Below are 19,179 nucleotides of genomic sequence, written 5' to 3' on the forward strand. Positions count from 1 at the left end.
CTAGATATGAAAACAAGTAAAAAACTTTCAGTAATAATCCCCATTTATAATGAATCTGGAATCATAGATTTGCTTTACGAACGTTTGGTGAATTCGGTAACTAAAATTACAAATGATTACGAATTTATTTTTGTTAATGATTGTAGTAAAGACGATTCTATACAAAAAATTTTTGCTATTGCAGCAAAAGATGAAAAAGTACATTACCTAAGTTTTAGTAGGAATTTTGGGCATCAAATAGCGGTTACAGCAGGACTTAATCATGTGTCGGGAGATTGCACTGTAATCATTGACGGTGATTTACAAGACCCTCCAGAATTAATACCTGAATTGTACCTAAAGTATCAGGAAGGATTTGATGTCGTTTACGCAAAGCGAGAACAAAGAAAAGGAGAAACCATTTTGAAAAAGTTAACCTCTAAAATATTTTATAGAATTTTAAGAAAATTAACTTCTTTTGAAATTCCTCTGGATACAGGAGATTTCAGGCTGATTGATAAAAAAGTAGTACAGGCTTTGAAAAGCATGCCTGAACAAAATAAATTTTTAAGAGGTCAAATTGCTTGGTTAGGATTTAAGCAAACTCATGTGTTGTTTAATAGAGATGAACGTCAATATGGAAAATCTGGTTACTCCTATAGTAAAATGTTTCAACTAGCTATTGATGCTGTAACTAGTTTTTCAGATAAACCATTAGCATTAGTAAGCAGACTCGGTTTTATAATTTCAGTGTTTTCATTTTTTATTATTTTGTACACCATTTTTGCACATTTTGTTTTAAAAGAAACCGTTACGGGGTGGTCATCCCTAATTATAAGTTCCATGTTTATTGGTGGTATTCAATTATTTTCAATTGGTATTATAGGAGAATATATCAGCCGTATTAATAAAAATGTTATTGATAGACCGCTGTATATTATAGCAGATTCAAATATTGATTCAGTCAATAAATAATTTTTCATACTCTTTTAAATGATATTATTTAATCCTCATATTAGTATTTTAAATTCATAAAACCGTATTCGTTATTTATACCATTAAAACATATAATCCTAATCTTAAAAATGAATGGAATGTATTCATAGAGCAATCAAAAAATGCTACATTTCTTTTTAATAGAGATTTCATGGAGTATCATCAAGATCGATTTGAAGATTATTCATTACTTATTTTTAAAAAAGATAAACTCATTGCCGTTCTACCAGCTAATAAGTCGGGGGATACTGTTTATTCGCATCAAGGATTAACTTATGGAGGGCTCATTTTGTTACATACCATTAAGTTTGATAGTGTAATCGTAATTTTTAAAGAACTTCTTGAGTTCTTAAACAAAAACGGATTTGACACTCTTGTTATCAAGCAAATCCCTTCAATTTATAACACTTTTTTTACTGAAGAAGTTCAATATTTAATGTTTATTTTAAATGCTGATTTAATAAAAAGGGATACGCTTTCAGTTATTGATTTGAATAATAAATTGAAAATTTCAAACAATAGATTGGAAGGATTTAAACGAGGAAACAAGCACCAATTGCTTCTTAAAGAAGAAGATGATTTTGAATTATTTTGGAACAAGATTCTAATTAAAAACTTAAAAGAAAAGCACAATGCCAAACCAGTACATTCATTAGATGAAATAAGGATGTTGAAAAGCCGTTTTCCTAATAATATCAGACAATTTAATGTCTATAAAAACAACCAGATTGTTGCTGGTACAACAATTTTTGAATCTGAACATGTTGTGCATTCTCAATATATTTCAGGCAATGCAGATAATAATGAGTTAGGAAGTTTAGATTTTTTACATGTAACACTCATAAATGATATATTTAAACATAAGAAGTATTTTGATTTTGGGACTTCAAATGAAAATAAAGGTATGCAAATTAATAAGGGTTTACAGTTTTGGAAGGAGGGTTTTGGCGCAAGAACTGTAACCCAAGATTTTTATAAAGTTTCAACCTCAAGTTATAATTCTTTAAATGACGTCATGATATGATTAAGTTTTTAGACCTACACAAAGTGAATTCTAGATTTCATCAGGAGTATCATGAGGTCTTTAATTTATTTTTAGAATCTGCAAATTATGTATTGGGGAGCCAAGTTTCAAATTTTGAAGAAAATTTTGCAAACTATTGCGGTAGCAAGTATTGTGTTGGTGTAAGCAATGGACTTGATGCCCTCAGTTTAATTTTTAAAGGCTACTTAGAATTAGGAGTTTTAGCTGTGGGTGACGAGGTTATAGTTCCTGCAAATACTTTTATAGCAAGTGTTTTAGCTATTGGAGCAGTGGGTTTAAAACCTGTTTTAATTGATCCAGACATTGAAACTTATAATATTTCTGCTTTTAGTATTGAAAAGCATATAACTCCAAAAACAAAAGCAATTCTTGTAGTTCATCTTTACGGGTTGCTCGTTGATACGGAAGACATAAATAAACTGGCAAAAAAGCACAACCTAATTGTTGTTGAAGATGCTGCACAAGCACATGGAGCAATAAATAAAAATGGAGTTAAAGCGGGAAATTTAGGGGATGCAGCAGCATTTAGTTTTTATCCGAGTAAAAACCTTGGCGCATTAGGCGATGCCGGAGGCGTTGTTTCAAATAATAGCATTTTAATTAACACCATAAAAAAGCTTCGTAATTACGGCGGAACTACTAAATATAAATATGAAATTCAAGGTGTAAATAATCGGTTAGATGAAATTCAAGCAGCTTTTTTGAATATAAAATTGAAATTGTTAGATGCTGATAATAAAAAAAGACGTGAAATAGCTAAGCAATACCTTTTGGGAATTGATAATATGAAGGTAACACTTCCTTCTTATGATTTTACTAACAATCACGTTTTTTATGCTTTTGTGGTTTTAGTAGACCATAGGAGTGAATTTATAGCCTATATGCTTGAGAATAAAATAGAAACTTTAATACATTATCCTATTCCTCCGCATAAACAATTACCATTAGCGCATTTGCAAACTAGGCCTTTACCAATTACAGAAATGATTCATGATAAGGTGGTAAGTTTGCCTATAAGTCCAGTAATGGAAATTGATGAAGTACTTAAGGTTATTAAAATTATCAATCAATATTAACCATAAAATAGCTATTACTTGACTTGATGAATTTTAAATCAGTTATAAAAAACAACTTATTATTAAAGATAACTTCTTTAAATGCTATTGTAATAGTTTTTAGGTTAATAATATCTCTTTTTATTCAAAGGCTATTAGCAATAATGGTTGGAGAAGCTGGTATAGCTAAAATTGGTCAGCTTCGAAATTTAATTCAAATTATAACGAGTTCATCTACATTAGGCACGTTTAATGGAGTTATTAAATATGTCTCGGAATACAAGGAGAATAAAGAGAAAATTGATGGTTTGTTTTCAAGTATTTTTGGTTTTCTTTTTATAGGATCTGTAATTACATCAGGTGTTCTTTATTATAATGTGACTTTTATAACGACCGAGTTATTTGGTGACTTAGAGTTTGTTGATGTTATTAGGTGCTTAACCTTGCTACCTTTAATTATTGGTTTAAATAGAGTTTTTTATGGTATTGTAAATGGGCTAACCGAATATAAAACATTCGCTAAAATTGATTTGTTTAGTAATGTTTTGTCTGCTCTATTACTCGTAATTTGTCTATATCAATTTAATCTTAAAGGAGTACTATTCGCCATAATAATAGCTCCAATAATTCAATTGGTAATAATTCTCTACGTATTTGGAGCCACCTTAAATAAGTATTTTAAGCTTAAATCTTTAGATTTTAAAATACCTTTTGCTAAAGAATTATTGGCATTTACATTAATGTCTATAATTTCAACGGTATTATTAAATTATATCGAACTAGATTTAAGGATTATTATTACTGATAAAATTAACATTGATGAAGCAGGATATTGGACCGCCATGAATTTTATATCAAAAAACTACATGGCATTTTCATCAAGTTTATTTACACTTTATGTTATCCCAAAATTTGCACGAATTCACACGCTACCGCTTTTCAAAAAGGAAGTGATTAATATATATAAAACAATACTACCCTTATTTGGTATAGGAATGCTATTGGTTTATCTATTTAGAAGGGTGTTTATTGAGTTGATATACCCAGATTTTACTGGTTTAGAACCCTTGTTTAAATGGCAGTTATTAGGAGACTTTGTTAGGCTTGCAGCACTTGTTATATCTCATCAATTTTTAGCAAAGAAAATGGTAGGAAGTTTTGTTGTAACAGAGTTAATTTCATTAGGGGTGTTTTATTTCTTATCAAAAAACTTGGTTGTTTTATATGGTGCCGAAGGTGTGGTTATGGCACATTTTTATAGATGTTTAATTTATTTTATTATCATTATATGTACTATCTGGTTCTATTTTTTTAAGTTAGAAAAAAAGAAAACCAGTTAGTACTTTTCCCAACAGGATACATAGCGCTGTGCTATTTTTATAAAATCATGTTCTTTTTCAATAAAATGTCTAGCATTTTTAGAAATTTCAATTAGTTTTTCCGGATTTAATATGAGCCACTCTAGTTTTTTTGTTATGTCATCAGTATTTGGAAGCGCATTAATAGCCACCGTATTTTCTTTTAAATTATAATAATCTAACCATTCTTTTTCAGCACCAGTAAAAACAACTTTTCCTTTAGCCATAGCTTCAAGTGCATTGTAACCTTGATCAAACGAATAAACTTGGTCTAAAAGAATATGGCATTCATTATAGGATTTAATATAGTCGTTATACGGAACATCTTCAGTTGTTATGATTTTCACCTTGTCAGGGTGTTTTTTCTCAATGTTTTTTAGGGCTTCCGAAAAAAATAAATTCCCTTTTTTAAAAGCGTTTTCTGTATTAATGCCATGAAAAATAGTAATCTTATTTTTGATGTGCATTGGGGTGAATTTTAATTTATCACTATTTATAGGGTTAGGTATAAGGCCTAAATAAGCGGTGTTGTTTTCTAACGGAATATGGTAATCCATATCAGATGCAATAACTCCATTGATGTTTTTGTATAAAAAATCATGAAGTTTATAGTTTTGTTTAGAAATATATTTAAGAATACTATGTTTATACTTTTTTTTAAGTTTTGGGTTGCTGTGGAACGGGGTTAAAATTGAATATCTAATTTTTTTATCAAATGCGTATTTTACACTAACATAGTCTGTGCCACATGATAAAAGGAATAGTTTCTTGTTTTGTTCTTTTATTTTTTTTAGAAACCAAATTTCTGTTGATATAAAAGTTTTAATGGTGTTTTCATTAATAAGTTGTACGACATCAAAATCTTTAAGCTTTGGTAATAGTAAATAAAAACGTATAGCAACTTCAATTTTTGAGATGTCAAATCTTGTTAGTTTATGAATTAGCTTTGTAATTAAAAACAGTGCTCCAATTTTTTTTGTTTTAGCTGAGATATCGATATCAACAGGATAGTTTTTAAAGCCATCACCAGAACCTACTAAAAGTACTTCATGACCATTTTTTATTAATCCTTCTTTTAAAGAATTATGAAGCCTACTGTATTCACCTATTAATAAAATTTTCATTTATGTGCTTTTCAATTCATCAAATATATAAGTTTGTCTCAAACTATAAGGTTTTATTTAGTGATTCTATTTCAATAAATCATTCAAAAAAAACGCATATTGATTAATTATTAATTATTTTAGATGCCGCACTATTTCGATTTAAAACTTCTATCACAAAATGATGAACTTAACAGTAAGTGATTGCCCTATTATTGAAATTCCTAAGATAAAAGATTACCGTGGGAATTTAGCGGTAATTGAAAAAGAGGTGATTCCCTTTACTATTGCACGTGTTTACTATCTGTTCGATGTTCCCAGTGGTTCTGCTAGAGGTGGTCATGCTCATAAAAACTTAACTCAATTTCTTGTTGCTTTAAGTGGAAGTTTTGATGTTGTATTAAAGGATGGTAAAGATCAAAACAGGTTAACCCTTAATAACCCATCTAAAGGGTTATTAATAAAACCAGGGATATGGCGTGAGTTAGAAAATTTTTCTTCAGGAGCAGTTTGCCTTGTTTTAGCTTCGAATGTGTACGAAGAAGAAGATTATATTAGAGAGTTTGAAGCTTATCAAAGTTATAAACAGAGGTAATCTTGAATGATAACTTGAGTTTTAATTGGAGTATAATATGAAGAAAATTTGTGTAATAACAACTTCTTTAGGAAAGGGAGGTGCAGAGCGTTCTAGTGCTATGCTTTCACAAATGCTTTCAAATCTTGGCTTCGAGGTTCATATTTTAATGACCAAAAATGATATAGATTATGAGTTTGGCGGTTTTATGTTCAATTTGGAGCAGACCTATGGAAAAGATGTATCTAATTTCAAAAAAATAGTACTACTAAAATCATATTTTAAACAACAAAATTTTGATGTCATTATTGATAATCGTACTAGACCTGGGTTTTTAAAAGAATATATTTTATATCATCATGTTTTTAAAACCCAAAATATGATTTCGGTTGTTCGTAGTTATAATATTAATAATTATTTACCGAAAAATAAATTTCTAGCTTGTGTGCTTTATGGTAAGAATTCAAAAATTGTAGCCGTAAGTAAAGAAATTCAGAAATCACTTATTGAAAAGTATCATTTTAAAAATTGTGTGCAGATTTATAATCCAATAAATTTAAATGATATAAAATTAAAGGGAAGTGAAAAAATAGATATTGCTCCTAATGAACGATTTATTATCTTTTTTGGAAGAATAGAAGAAAAAGTTAAAAATTTTACTCTACTATTTAAATCATACAAAGAATCTAAGTTGCCAAGTATAGGTATTAAGCTTTATATCGTAGGAGATGGAAAAGATATTGGTTTTTTAAAACAATTAAGTAGTGAGTTGGAATTAGAAAACTTAGTTGTAATAAAGTCATTTACTAAAAATCCTTTCAAATATGTTAAAAAGGCTTTGTTTTCGGTTTTGACTAGTAGATATGAAGGTTTTCCAAGGGTGTTGATAGAATCTTTAGCCTGTGAAACTCCTGTGGTTTCTGTAGACTGTAAGTCGGGACCTAAAGAAATAATAAAAGATGAATTTAATGGGCTTTTGGTAGAAAATTATAATTCAAAAGCATTAGCAAATGCATTTGATTCTTTTATAGAAAACGAAGTGCTTTATAATTTTTGTAAATCAAATTGTAGACAAAGTGTTGAACGGTTTTCTATTAATGAAATAGCCTTAAAATGGAAAACTTTATTGGATTAATTGCCTGTTGTATTATTTAAAAGCAGTGAGGTAAAGTTTTCTTTTAACTAAAAACAACTGTGTTTTTTTTAATATTTCAAGTGCTTTTATAGGTAGGTTAATTAGTAACCTTTGTTTGAAATTTAAATTCTTTAGATCTATTTGTTGTTTTAATTTGTTATATAAATCTATTTCATCGTTCATTTTGCATCGTAATGCAACGGCAAACCGATTATAATCTAAATAGTGTTTCAAAGATTTATTTTGCTGTTCTTCTTTTGAATATTTATTTATAAAATCATATCGAATATGATTAAGTTCACTTTTCGATAAACTATCACCCACATATAAATTATAAGACATCGTGATTGCTGGATTAAATGCGACCTGGTATTGTAACGCGAACCTAATCCATAAATCTAAATCTTGTGCGGTTTTAAGATGTGTATTAAATCCTCCTAGAGAATCAAAATTATTTTTTGAAAACCCAACTGCCGAAGTCCAAGCGACACAATTAACCAAACTTGCTTTAAAAAAATCATCAACGATTACACAATCTTTATGGTATTTAAAATTAAATTTAGCAGGCGTATAAATGTTTTTGGTACGGAACACTTGATAGTTGTTACAGTATAATCCAGCTGCGGGAAATGTTTCAATAAGTTTTTTTAATTCTGATAAATGATTAGTATGCCATATGTCGTCTGCATCTAACAAGGCAATATATGTGGCGTTCGATTCTTCGATACCCCGATTTCTGGCAACAGATACTCCAGAGTTTTTTTGGCTAATTATTCTAGTTTTCTCATTTTTAAACGTTAAAGCGATATTAACGCCATTATCGGTACTGCCATCATTTACGATTATGATTTCGTAATTCTTAAAGGTTTGATTTAAGACACTTTTTATTGTATTTTCTATAAATTCTTCTTTGTTATATAGTGGGATAATAACAGAAAAAAAGGGTTTATTCGCTTGAGAATTCATCTTTTAGCTAATTGTTATGGTGTAAAATAACTTAAAAAGTTGAAATCTATAAATATTATTTGTTTTACAGGTTGTCTTTTCGAAGTAAGATGCCAAAATTTTTGAAACATATTTTATAGGTTTAAATTTTAAAATTTTGAATGTTTCAATTAGTGATAATAGCTTACTATGACTTATAAAATCAGGATATGTGTTTTTAAGTAGTACGAGGTTTTCAATGCCGTTTTTAGTTTTTTCAATAAATTCGTTACTGTTTTCAAGGTCTAAATGAATAACAGCGTTGTCGATGTGGATTATGCTAATATGGTTTTTATTTAATTCGTACCCAAAAAATGTGTCTTCATGTCCATATTTATTGAGTTTTTCATTGAATGGAATTGAAGCCATAATTTGTTTAGTAACAACAAAATTGTTGGTCATAAAACTTTTATAAGGTGCTTTATTTCTTTTTAAAGCTTTGGTGTCTTCAAATTTAACTCCATAACGATATCTTAATTTTTTTTCTGGATATGAAGTAAACAAATGAATCCTACCGCCACAGATAACCGAGTTTGGGTGCGCTGCAATGGTTTCAACGTAATTTTTAATAAAGTTATCTTGAATGCCAGAATCGCCATCTAAGAACAAAATAGAATTATAAATCGCAGCATTGGCTAATAAATTTCTAATTTTCGACCTTCCAACGTTTTGGGGTAGTTTTTTGTAGCTGTAATTTGGGTTTTTAAAACCAGATAAATCATTTAAATCGTGTGGAGAAGCATCGTCAAATACAATAATTTGAGAATTTATAGAAAGTTCTTCGATTTGCTTGCAGAGTATTTTTATAGTTTCAATACAGTTGTAATTGTAAACTGGAATGCAAATACTTAAACCTTTCATGGTGTTTAAATTTTTAACTATTTACTAGCAATTAAAACGGTTTCAGGAGATTTTAAACCAAAATAAAAATCATCCTGTTCTTTATTATAAGTTTTAACGTTTACTTTAAAGCCACTGTTTTCTAAACGATTTGTTAAGCCTTTAACTGAATATATTCTAACATGATCATTTTGCCCAAAATGTTTTTCCCGTTCTTCAGGAAGTACTATCGAAGCATCTTCATAAATTTCACCAGTTTTAAAAGGTGTCTGGATATAAATTGTTCCACCAGGCTTTAAAACTCTATAAAGTTCGTTCATAGCTTTTTGGTCATCTAATATATGCTCTAAAATATGATAGCAAATAATTAAATCGAATGTGTGATTTTCCTGATTAATTTGTGTAATATCGAATTTGTAATCTGCTATAAATTCAGATTCAAAGTCACTGCTAAAATAATTTGATTTATAGGCTTGTTTTAATTTTCTAAATAAACTTCTTGATGGTGAAAAATGTAATATTTTGCCGTTTATGTTAGCATCATTTTTAATTAACGCCCAAAGCCTTCTGTTTCTTGATAAGCTTCCACAGCACGGACAAATTAGATCATTCTCATTTAGAGGTACAAATGCTTTTAAAGTGTTGTTACAAATCTGACATTCGTGATTTTTCCCAATATAAAAAAAGCTAAAAACGTTCCTGAAAAGCAATTCGTTTTTAATTAGAAACTTATTAGGAATTAAAGCTTTAGCAATATTCTTTAATGTATTATACATACCTACCCCTTCCTCTGTACCACTTCATAAATCTGGCTATCGTCGCATTTTAGCGTTTTGCTAGGATATTTTAGTAGCAATGCATAATCGTGGGTTGCCATTAAAATGGTGTTGCCATTTTTGCTAATGTCCTGGAGTACTTCCATAACTTCTATACTAGTTTGTGGGTCCAAATTCCCTGTAGGCTCATCGGCTAGAATAAGTTCGGGGTTGTTTAGTAAAGCTCTGGCAATAGCAACACGTTGTTGTTCACCTCCAGAAAGTTCGTGCGGAAATTTAAAACCTTTCGTTTTCATAGCAACTTTGGTTAAAACTTCCTCAACGCGGGTATTCATTTCTGTTTTATCTTTCCAGCCTGTGGCTTTTAAAACAAATAACAGGTTGTCGTTAATCGTTCTATCGGTAAGTAATTTGAAATCTTGAAATACCACGCCTAGTTTTCGTCTTAAAAACGGAATATCCTTTTCTTTTAAGTTTTTTAAATCGAAATCTACAATATGGCCTTCACCTTTAGTAAGCGGTAAATCGCCGTAAAGGGTTTTCATAAAACTACTTTTACCTGTACCTGTTTTACCAATTAGGTAAACAAAATCACCTTTATTAATTTCCACATTAACATCAGAAAGGATAAGACTCTCTCCTTGAAATATAGATGCGTTTTTTAATTGTAAAATAGGATTCGACATGAAATAACGTGAGTTTTTAAGCGTTGTAAATGTATTACTAAAAAGTTAAATCTTAAAAGGTAACGCCTAAAACTTTGCTTTATTTCCTGCTAAGAATCTTATTTAGACTCTTGGTTTATAATTAAGGTTAGATAGTTACGTTATATATTTTATCTTTGAATTTAAATTAAAAACTAATCGTTAATGACTAAAAAAAATATGGTGTCACTTCTAGTGGCAATACCTTTTAGTTTACAAATTATAGCGCAGGAAACTGCCATTTACACAAGTCACTTAGCCGAATACCAAAAAGCTCTAACGCTTTACGACGATAAACAGTATGGGGCAGCACTCTTGCTTTTTCAAGATGCCAAAAAAGCGACTGATGAATATAATGTAGAATCCGATTGTTCCTATTATATAGCAAATTGTGCTATTCGATTAAATCAACGCAATGCCGAGCAATTGGTTGAAGATTTTGTTGCCGACTACCCAACAAGCACAAAAAGAAACACAGCTTATGTAGATGTTGGTAACTATTATTTTGAAAATGCAAAATACCCTTATGCGCGAAAATGGTATAGTAAGGTAAACGAAAGTGCATTAAGCCGTGACGAATTAGAGAAATATAACTTCAATAAAGGCTATTCTTTTTTTGTATCAAAACAATATAGCGAGGCTAAAAAATATTTCAATAAAATTGAAAGTTCTCAAGAATACGGTTCTCAAGCGAAGTATTATATAGGTTATATGGCTTATCAAGGTGATGATTACGATGCTGCCAACCAATATTTCGATCAAGTTAACGACCAAGAACGTTACAAAGAGAAAATGTCTTATTATCAGGCCGATTTAAATTTTAAACTTGGTAATTTCGAAAAAGCCATTACCCTTGCTAAAGAGCGAATAGATTCAAGCACCGATGAAGAGGTATCGCAACTTTCTAAAATTATAGGTGAAAGTTATTTTAATTTAGAAAAATACGCAGAAGCCATTCCTTATTTGAAAGCTTATGAAGGCACAGAAGGCAAATGGACGAATACCGATTTCTATCAATTAGGATACGCTTATTACAAGCAAGAAGATTATGAAAATGCCGTTTCAGAATTTAATAAAATTGTCGATGGCATCAATAATATTGCGCAAAACGCCTATTATCATTTAGGTGAAAGTTACATTCAATTAGATAAAAAACAAGAAGCCTTAAATGCTTTTGGTTATGCTTCTAAAATGGATTTCGATAAAAAAATTCAGGAAGATGCTTGGTTAAATTATGCCAGACTAAGTTACGAAATAGGAAATCCCTATCAATCGGCACCACAAGTTTTAAATAGTTATCTGGATGCTTATCCTAAATCGAGTCATACTACCGAGATTGAAACCCTTTTAATCGACTCGTATATCACCTCAAAAAACTATCAAGAAGCTTTAAATTTATTAAAAAACAAACATAGTTTTGACGATAAAGTAGCTTATCAAAAAGTGAGTTTTTACCGTGGATTAGAACTATATAACGACGGACAATACGCTGCTGCGAAAGATATGTTTGATGGTTCTTTAAAAGAGCCTAGAGACCCGAAATTTACAACAAGAGCAACTTTTTGGAAAGCGGAAACCGATTACGATTTAACACAATATGATGAAGCTTTAATAGGGTTTAAACAATTTGAACAGCAAACAGAAGCTTCTGAAACTCCAGAGTATAATAACATTAATTACAACATTGCTTACACGTATTTTAAGCTGAAAAACTATGAGAAATCTGCTGAGTATTTCACACGTTTTGTTGAAGGAAACACAGATGATTCGGTAAGATTAAACGATGCTTATTTACGTTTAGGCGATGCTTATTTTGTGTCTAGCGCTTATGAAAATGCCATTTTAGCTTATGAAAAAGCTATTAAATTAGACCAAATTGCATCCGATTATCCTGCTTTTCAAAAAGCAATGAGTGTAGGGTATACGGGGCAATCTTCAAAAAAAATAAAAGAATTAGAGCAGTTTATTAATCAATATCCAAATTCGAAATTGCGTGATGATGCGATGTACGAATTAGGTAATTCCTATGTTAAAGAAAACAATGTCGATAAGGCCATGGCAACCTACAATGCCTTGAGTACCGAATATAAAACCAGTTCGTTTGTTCCAAAAGCGTTACTACGTCAAGGTTTGGTTTACTATAATGCGAACGATAACATTAAGGCCTTAACCAAATTTAAAAAGGTGGCTAGCGATTATCCTGGAAGTCCAGAATCGGTTCAAGCCGTGGCTACAGCACGTTTAATTTATATCGATTTAGGCGAAGTAGATGCTTATGCCTCTTGGGTTAAAACTTTAGATTATGTTGAAGTTTCAGATTCCGATTTGGATAATACGACTTACGAAGCCGCAGAAAAACAATATTTAGATAACAATTCAGACAAGGCAATAAAGCAGTTTAATGGTTATTTAATTCAATTTCCAAACGGTTTACATGCTTTAAACGCCCATTTTTATGTGGCGCAACTTTACCATAAAGACGGTTTAACCGATAACGCTTCTAAGCACTATACCTTTGTTGTTCAAGCACCTCAAAGTCAGTTTACAGAAGAAGCCTTAATGCGATTATCACAATATTATTTAAATAAAAAAGATTGGGATGCCGCAACACCATTGCTTCAAAGATTAGAAAACGAAGCTAGTTTTCAACATAATGTGGTTTTTGCACAATCTAACTTAATGAAGGCTAACTACCAATTGAAGTCTTACGAAAAAGCTGTCGCTTATGCCGATAAAGTTTTGGCTAACCCGAAAATTGATAATAAAATTAAAGCCGATGCACACATTATTATTGCGCGTTCTGCCATGGGAACGGGTGATAAAAACAAAGCTAAAGCTGCGTATAAAAATGTAGAAAAAGTTGCTACTGGCGAAACAGCTGCCGAAGCTTTATATTACAACGCTTATTTTAAAAATCAAGACGGTGAATTTGAAGCTTCTAATCAAGCAGTTCAAAAATTAGCAAAAGATTATTCGGGCTATAAGTATTACAGTGCAAAAGGGTTGGTGCTTATGGCAAAGAATTATTATGCTTTAAAAGATGCTTTTCAGGCCACTTATATATTAGAAAGTGTCATTCAGAATTTTTCAGAATTTGACGATGTTGTAATTGAAGCAACAAACGAATTGGCTATTGTTAAAGGAGCCGAAGCTAAAACTAATGCATCAGTTCAATCCGAAGATTAAAATAATCATTCACAAAAGTAAATTTATACCAATGCGCAAGCACATTCAAAATATATTTTCAGTTGTTTTCTTATTAAGCGTAACCTTAGGTTTTTCCCAGCGAAAGCCAAACGATACCTTAAATACAGGTGTTATCGATGTAGTAAAACCTTATGTGCCTACTATTTCCGATGCTTTTAAAGTTAAAGAAACCCCATCTTTAGATGATGAAAACACCGATACCAAAAAGGAGATTAAATACAATATTTTTTCTTTTCCGGTAGCTTCAACTTTTACGCCTGCCAAAGGAAATCCTGCTTCAGTAGAAAAGGCAAAACGTGTTAGACTGTACGATAATTACGCTTCGTTTGGCATGGGGAGTTTCCGAACATTTTTAGGGGAGTTTTATGTCAATCATATGATAAGCCGTAGCGAAAGTGCTGGAGGTTACATCAGTCATCATTCCTCTAAAGGGGGGATTGAAGATGCGGTTGTTAATAATGGCTTTTCCAATTCAAAATTAAGAATGAATTACAGTTCAACTTTACGTGATTTAACATGGAAGGTTGATGGCGGATTTCAACATCAATTCTATAATTGGTACGGAATTCCAGAGCCTATTGCCAGCGATAATGTTTTAATTTATTATTTAGATGTGGGGCATTCCTATTTTGATATTGATTTAGGAAGTGAGTTTACGTTTGAAGATTCCTATGTGAATTCGGCAAGCGTACTACTTCGACGATTTTCAGATAGTCGTGATTCGGCTGAAAATAGAGCCTTAATAAAAGCAGATATGGAAGTGCCTATCAATGATTTTGAAATTTCAACAGCATTTAAATTGGATTATTTAAGCGGAAATTTTGATAGGTTATACGAAATTGATGAAGCTTATAAATACAGCAATTTTCAACTAGGTATTTCGCCTTCTTTTCAGTACATACAAGACGATGTAACGGTTAATTTAGGAGTGAATTTAGTCTATTTAAACGATATGGAAGCTGGCGAAAATAAATTTTATGTTTACCCAAATATTTCAGCCTCGTATAGATTTGTTGACGAATTATTAATTGCTTATGGTGGGGTTAAAGGGGATTTAGTTCAGAATACTTATCATGCATTTGCAAACGAAAATCCGTTTGTTTCTCCAACTTTAATTATTTCTCCAACCGATCAAACTTATAATGCTTTTGCTGGATTAAAAGGTAAAGCAACAAGCACGGTAAGTTATAATGTAGGAGGTCATTATACTGCCGAGAAGTATAAGCCTTTATATAAAGCGAATACGATTAAAGTGAATTCTGGTGAAAATGATTACGACTACGGAAATTCTTTCGGAATTGTTTATGATGATGTAACCACTTTTGGGGTTTCTGGCGAATTGAATGTAGATATTAATCGAAATTTTAAATTAGGGACGAAACTTGAGTATTTCGCATACAACACAGATAGAGAAGAAGAAGCTTGGAATTTACCAGATATTACAGGGTCTGTGTTTTTCGATTATCAAATTGATGAACAATGGTTTGCGGGCGCTAATTTATTTTATGTTGGAAAACGTAAAGACCAAAGAAGTTTAGAAACAGCGCTTGAACATGAAACCGTAACTTTAGATAGTTATTTTGATATTAACTTAAATGGCGGTTACCATGTTAATGAACAGTTTTCGGTTTTTATGAAAGCCAATAATATTGCAAATAATGCATACCAAAAATGGATGAATTATCCTGTGCAGACTTTTCAAATTATAGCAGGAGCAACGTATAAGTTTGATTTTTAAAAGATTATTTTTTCATTCCCGCGAAAGCGGGAATCTTTTTTAGTGATTAAGGCTAAAGTCAAGAAATTCTTTTCTAGGCATCAATAATACGAGCCAAATAATCAAAATGATCGCCTTCTTCAATTAATTCACATTTTAGTCCTACGGTTTCACAGGCTAATTTTAAAGTATCAAAGTCTAAGTAAAGCCATTTCATTGGGGTTTCTTTTTCGCCTTTATAGGATAAGAAATAATCCAATTCGCCGTAATAATTGGAATTCATATCCATCCAATAGCCACCATCTTCATCCTCGTACATGTATTTGATGTCCGATGAATCCACTAAAATTTGTCCCTTAGGTTTTAAAAGACTTTTTAAGTGTGTTAGATATTTGGAAACCTGACTGGTTTCTTGGAAAATTCCAGTACCATTCATAAGCAGTAAAACGGTATCAAATTGCTTCGTTTCATCTAGAAGAGAAATCACTTCAGCGGTTTTAATACCTCGTTGTTTTGAAACTTCAATAGCACCTTTCGATATGTCTATAGCTTTTAGTTCAAAACCTTTTTTTTGTAAATATAAACTATGGCTCCCAGCACCACAGCCAACATCTAAAACCCTGCCTTTACAAAGTTTTAAGGCCTTTTGTTCTAGTTTAGGCATCTCCTTGAAATCGCGAAATAAGTAGGGCAGTGGCAGGCTATCTTCATCAGAAATATTGGTTTCTGTAATAAGGTCTTCAGAATAATTTCCGTTTTGATAATCTAGTAAAGCTTTCCCGAAAAGGTCTTTCATAAATAATACTATTTTTCATTTCCGCGAAGGCGAAAATCTTTTCATAACTGTAATGACTAAAAATTATATTGTTTTAACACCGAAATGCACTGAGTAAATAAATATAAACTTAACAAAAGAACTCTGTGGTGCTTTGAGAAATTCTTCGTGAAACTCTGTGTAATATTTCACATAATAATTCATCTAATCATCAAAAGGACTATTTTTGCACCATGCAGGAAATTATAAACAACCTTCCAAAGCAGGCCAAAGATAAGCATAACGAGAATAAAAAATTCTTTGCAAAGCTAAAAAAGAAAGCGCCTAAAAACATGGATTATATCATGCAAGAATTGCATGACCAGGAGTTTAAAAATACAGATTGTTTAGAATGTGCAAATTGCTGTAAAACCACAGGGCCTTTGTTTACCGATAAAGATATAGACCGGATTTCTAAGTTTTTTAGAATGAAACCGCAGCAATTTATTAATCAATATTTACGTATTGATGAAGAGCAGGATTATGTCTTACAAGCTGTACCATGTACTTTTTTAGGTGCCGATAATTATTGTTCTATCTATGAAGTAAGGCCAAAAGCATGTCGCGAATTTCCGCATACCGATAGAAAGAAGTTTCAGCAAATATCCAATTTAACTTTAAAAAATGTGGCGATTTGCCCTGCCGCCTTTAATATTGTTGAAGCTATGAAAAAACGGATTAAATAAGTATATTTAGAACTAAAACCAATCTATTGGAAACACTTCTAAATTATTTTGAAACGATTCCGTCGCTTCACAGAGGATTAATTATTGTGGGAGGTTTAACCTTTTTTTGGTTGTTAGAAGGTGCTGTCCCGCTTTTTAATTTTAAATATAAAAAATGGCAACATGCCATTCCTAATATTTTCTTCACCATAACCACTATTCTTGTTAATCTGCCCATGGCTTTTTTATTGTTGCTTTCTGCCGATTGGGTGATGGCAAACCATTTCGGAGTTTTAAACTGGCTACCAGAAATGCAGCTTTGGTTGTACGTGATTGTTGGTATATTATTTATGGATTTTTTTGGAGCCTATTTACCGCATCTTATTGAACACAAAGTAAAACCGCTTTGGATGGTGCATTTGGTGCATCATTCCGATCATCATGTTGATGCAACAACGGCAAACAGGCATCATCCCATCGAGAGTGTTATTCGTTATGTTTTTACTTTAATGGGCGTTTTTGTTATTGGTACGCCAATTGGGATCGTATTATTATACCAATCGATGTCTGTTGTGGCAACCCAATTCACCCATTCCAATATTAAGCTTCCTGAAAAAGTAGATAAATGGCTTAGTTATTTCATCGTTTCTCCTAATATGCACAAAGTCCATCATCACTTTAAAATGCCTTATACCGATTCTAATTACGGTAATATTTTTTCGGTTTGGGATCGTTTATTTGGTACTTATAAGGAATTAGAACCCCATAAAATTGTGTATGGTGTTGATGTATTTCCCGATGAAAAAGAAAATAGTTCAATTAAAAATTTACTAAAACAACCATTTCAGAAGTATAGAAAACCAACTGAAAATTCTTAATATTTTTTGAAAACTATATTTGTAAATATATGATTTTTAGTATTTTTTGAAATATTTTTTTAACCAAAAACCAAAAACCAAAAACCAAAAACCAAAAACTAAGGATAAATAAGATAATTTCCTCTAGTTTTTTTAAAGGCTTCTAAACCGTCCTTCCAAGTCGCTCTAATTTCTTCCGCAGTTAAACCAGCTTCAATTTGTTGTTGTAATTTGTCTGTTCCTGCTAATTTGATGAAAAAGTTGTTGAAAAATTCTTTTTGATTTTTTGTGTTTTGATAAGCTTCAATAAGCCATGCTAAATTCAAGAAATCAATATTTTTTTCTTCAGATAAATTTTTGCCATAACATAATTTATTTTGATGTTTTGGGTATTTCGCTCCATCATTTGCTTGTGGTGTAAATTGAAACGAAAACAAGTCTTTATTTAAAAACGGACTTCCAAATATTTGAAATTGATGGTCGGTGCCTCTTCCTGCACTCACATTCGTACCTTCAAAAAAACATAAACTAGGGTATAAATTTATGGATTGGTCGTTTGGTAAATTCGGACTCGGTTTTATTGGTAAACTATAGCTTAATGTGTGATTGTAATTTTTATTCGGAATTACAATAAGTTCGCATTGCACGGCATTTTCTAACCATTTTTCACCATTAATCATGTTGGCATATTCACCAACCGTCATACCGTGAACCACAGGAATGGGATGCATGCCTACAAAACTTTTGTTTTCTTTTTTCAAAATTGGTCCGTCAATATATTGGCCGTTTGGGTTGGGGCGATCTAAAATAATAACAGGAATTTGTTGTTCTGCACATGCTTCCATCACATAATGTAAAGATGAAATGTAGGTGTAAAACCGCGCACCAACATCTTGAATATCAAAAATAACAACATCTAAACCTTTAAGTTGCTCAGCCGAGGGTTTTTTGTTTTTCCCATAAAGCGATACAATTGGTAATTTGGTTTTCGTGTCTATACCATCTTTTACAACTTCGCCCGCATCGGCGGTGCCTCTAAAACCATGTTCGGGAGCGAACACCTTCTGTACAGGAACCTTTAAAGCGACTAATGAATCTACAAGATGTGTGTATGTACCGTCGTTTTTAAAAATTACCGAGGTTTGATTGGCAACAATGCCAACACGTTTTCCGCTAATTAACGGCAAATATTTTTCTGTTTGATTAGCGCCAACTACAATTTTTTCGATGACTTGAAGTTTATTTGATGACTGATTTTGAGGGGCAATTTTACTTTGTGTTTCGGTCTTTTCATTTTTCACTTTAGACGCGCAAGAAATGATTACCAAAACAAATAATAAAACTGTATTTTTGAAAATATTAAACTTCAT

17 protein-coding genes are annotated in these 19,179 nt (G+C 31.4%); 10 read left to right on the forward strand and 7 right to left on the reverse strand.

Going from position 1 to position 19,179, the window contains the following annotated elements; genetic code table 11:
* The first annotated feature begins 6 nt into the window (after positions 1-6).
* The 4 genes from H6X70_RS01260 to H6X70_RS01275 all read left to right on the forward strand — a co-directional run bounded on the left by H6X70_RS01260 (position 7) and on the right by H6X70_RS01275 (position 4,415).
* The gene (locus H6X70_RS01260) at positions 7-954 is read left to right on the forward strand and encodes a glycosyltransferase family 2 protein (RefSeq protein WP_194765857.1); all 948 of its coding nucleotides are present in this window, start codon (positions 7-9) and stop codon (positions 952-954) included.
* Between the two features lie 172 nt (positions 955-1,126).
* Entirely contained in the window at positions 1,127-1,999 is an 873-nt protein-coding gene (locus H6X70_RS01265) for a GNAT family N-acetyltransferase (protein WP_194765858.1), read from the forward strand.
* Entirely contained in the window at positions 1,996-3,096 is a 1,101-nt protein-coding gene (locus tag H6X70_RS01270; protein WP_194765859.1) for a DegT/DnrJ/EryC1/StrS family aminotransferase, read from the forward strand. The genes H6X70_RS01265 and H6X70_RS01270 overlap by 4 nt, the downstream gene beginning before the upstream one ends.
* Before the next feature lie 26 nt (positions 3,097-3,122).
* Positions 3,123-4,415, forward strand: coding sequence for an O-antigen translocase (locus tag H6X70_RS01275; protein ID WP_194765860.1), 1,293 nt, complete (start codon positions 3,123-3,125; stop codon positions 4,413-4,415).
* On the opposite strand, the gene H6X70_RS01280 is transcribed toward H6X70_RS01275, so the two are convergent.
* Positions 4,412-5,557 (reverse strand): glycosyltransferase, encoded by a 1,146-nt coding sequence (locus tag H6X70_RS01280; RefSeq protein ID WP_194765861.1) that lies wholly within the window; start codon positions 5,555-5,557, stop codon positions 4,412-4,414. The two genes, H6X70_RS01275 and H6X70_RS01280, sit on opposite strands and share 4 nt — an antisense overlap.
* Positions 5,558-5,720: 163 nt before the next feature.
* On the opposite strand from H6X70_RS01280, the gene H6X70_RS01285 reads away from it, so the two are divergent.
* Both H6X70_RS01285 and H6X70_RS01290 read left to right on the forward strand, forming a co-directional pair.
* Complete coding sequence (locus tag H6X70_RS01285) at positions 5,721-6,131, forward strand: sugar 3,4-ketoisomerase (RefSeq protein WP_410529800.1); 411 nt, start codon at positions 5,721-5,723, stop codon at positions 6,129-6,131.
* A 37-nt stretch (positions 6,132-6,168) separates the two neighbouring features.
* Entirely contained in the window at positions 6,169-7,245 is a 1,077-nt protein-coding gene (locus H6X70_RS01290) for a glycosyltransferase (RefSeq protein ID WP_194765863.1), read from the forward strand.
* Between the two features lie 12 nt (positions 7,246-7,257).
* On the opposite strand, the gene H6X70_RS01295 is transcribed toward H6X70_RS01290, so the two are convergent.
* From H6X70_RS01295 to H6X70_RS01310, 4 genes are read right to left on the reverse strand one after another with little or no spacing between them, the layout of a single operon-like run.
* A complete protein-coding gene (locus H6X70_RS01295; protein ID WP_194765864.1) occupies positions 7,258-8,211 on the reverse strand; it encodes a glycosyltransferase in 954 nt (317 codons plus the stop codon).
* A 3-nt stretch (positions 8,212-8,214) separates the two neighbouring features.
* On the reverse strand, positions 8,215-9,090 hold the full coding sequence (locus H6X70_RS01300; RefSeq protein WP_194765865.1) for a glycosyltransferase family 2 protein: 876 nt from the start codon (positions 9,088-9,090) through the stop codon (positions 8,215-8,217).
* Positions 9,091-9,107: 17 nt separating this feature from the next.
* On the reverse strand, positions 9,108-9,845 hold the full coding sequence (locus H6X70_RS01305) for a class I SAM-dependent methyltransferase (protein WP_194765866.1): 738 nt from the start codon (positions 9,843-9,845) through the stop codon (positions 9,108-9,110).
* A 2-nt stretch (positions 9,846-9,847) separates the two neighbouring features.
* A complete protein-coding gene (locus tag H6X70_RS01310) occupies positions 9,848-10,531 on the reverse strand; it encodes a cell division ATP-binding protein FtsE (RefSeq protein WP_194765867.1) in 684 nt (227 codons plus the stop codon).
* Positions 10,532-10,714: 183 nt separating this feature from the next.
* Between H6X70_RS01310 and H6X70_RS01315 the strand changes: the two genes are divergently transcribed.
* On the forward strand, positions 10,715-13,735 hold the full coding sequence (locus H6X70_RS01315) for a tetratricopeptide repeat protein (RefSeq protein WP_194765868.1): 3,021 nt from the start codon (positions 10,715-10,717) through the stop codon (positions 13,733-13,735).
* Positions 13,736-13,766: 31 nt separating this feature from the next.
* Entirely contained in the window at positions 13,767-15,494 is a 1,728-nt protein-coding gene (locus H6X70_RS01320; RefSeq protein WP_194765869.1) for a TonB-dependent receptor, read from the forward strand.
* Between the two features lie 73 nt (positions 15,495-15,567).
* Here H6X70_RS01320 and H6X70_RS01325 read toward each other — a convergent pair whose 3' ends face one another.
* Positions 15,568-16,269, reverse strand: coding sequence for a class I SAM-dependent methyltransferase (locus H6X70_RS01325; protein ID WP_194765870.1), 702 nt, complete (start codon positions 16,267-16,269; stop codon positions 15,568-15,570).
* A 212-nt stretch (positions 16,270-16,481) separates the two neighbouring features.
* Between H6X70_RS01325 and H6X70_RS01330 the strand changes: the two genes are divergently transcribed.
* Together H6X70_RS01330 and H6X70_RS01335 are read left to right on the forward strand one after the other, a co-directional pair.
* Positions 16,482-16,973 (forward strand): YkgJ family cysteine cluster protein, encoded by a 492-nt coding sequence (locus H6X70_RS01330; protein WP_194765871.1) that lies wholly within the window; start codon positions 16,482-16,484, stop codon positions 16,971-16,973.
* Between the two features lie 26 nt (positions 16,974-16,999).
* The gene (locus H6X70_RS01335) at positions 17,000-17,830 is read left to right on the forward strand and encodes a sterol desaturase family protein (protein WP_194765872.1); all 831 of its coding nucleotides are present in this window, start codon (positions 17,000-17,002) and stop codon (positions 17,828-17,830) included.
* 98 nt (positions 17,831-17,928) lie between these two features.
* Here the strand turns inward: H6X70_RS01335 and H6X70_RS01340 are convergent, their stop codons facing one another.
* Positions 17,929-19,179 carry an exo-beta-N-acetylmuramidase NamZ domain-containing protein gene (locus H6X70_RS01340; RefSeq protein WP_194765873.1) on the reverse strand — a complete coding sequence of 417 codons (1,251 nt, stop codon included), beginning with the start codon at positions 19,177-19,179 and terminating at the stop codon, positions 17,929-17,931.

The organism is Tamlana sp. I1 (assembly GCF_015355625.1).
Classification (GTDB): Bacteria; Bacteroidota; Bacteroidia; order Flavobacteriales; family Flavobacteriaceae; genus Pseudotamlana.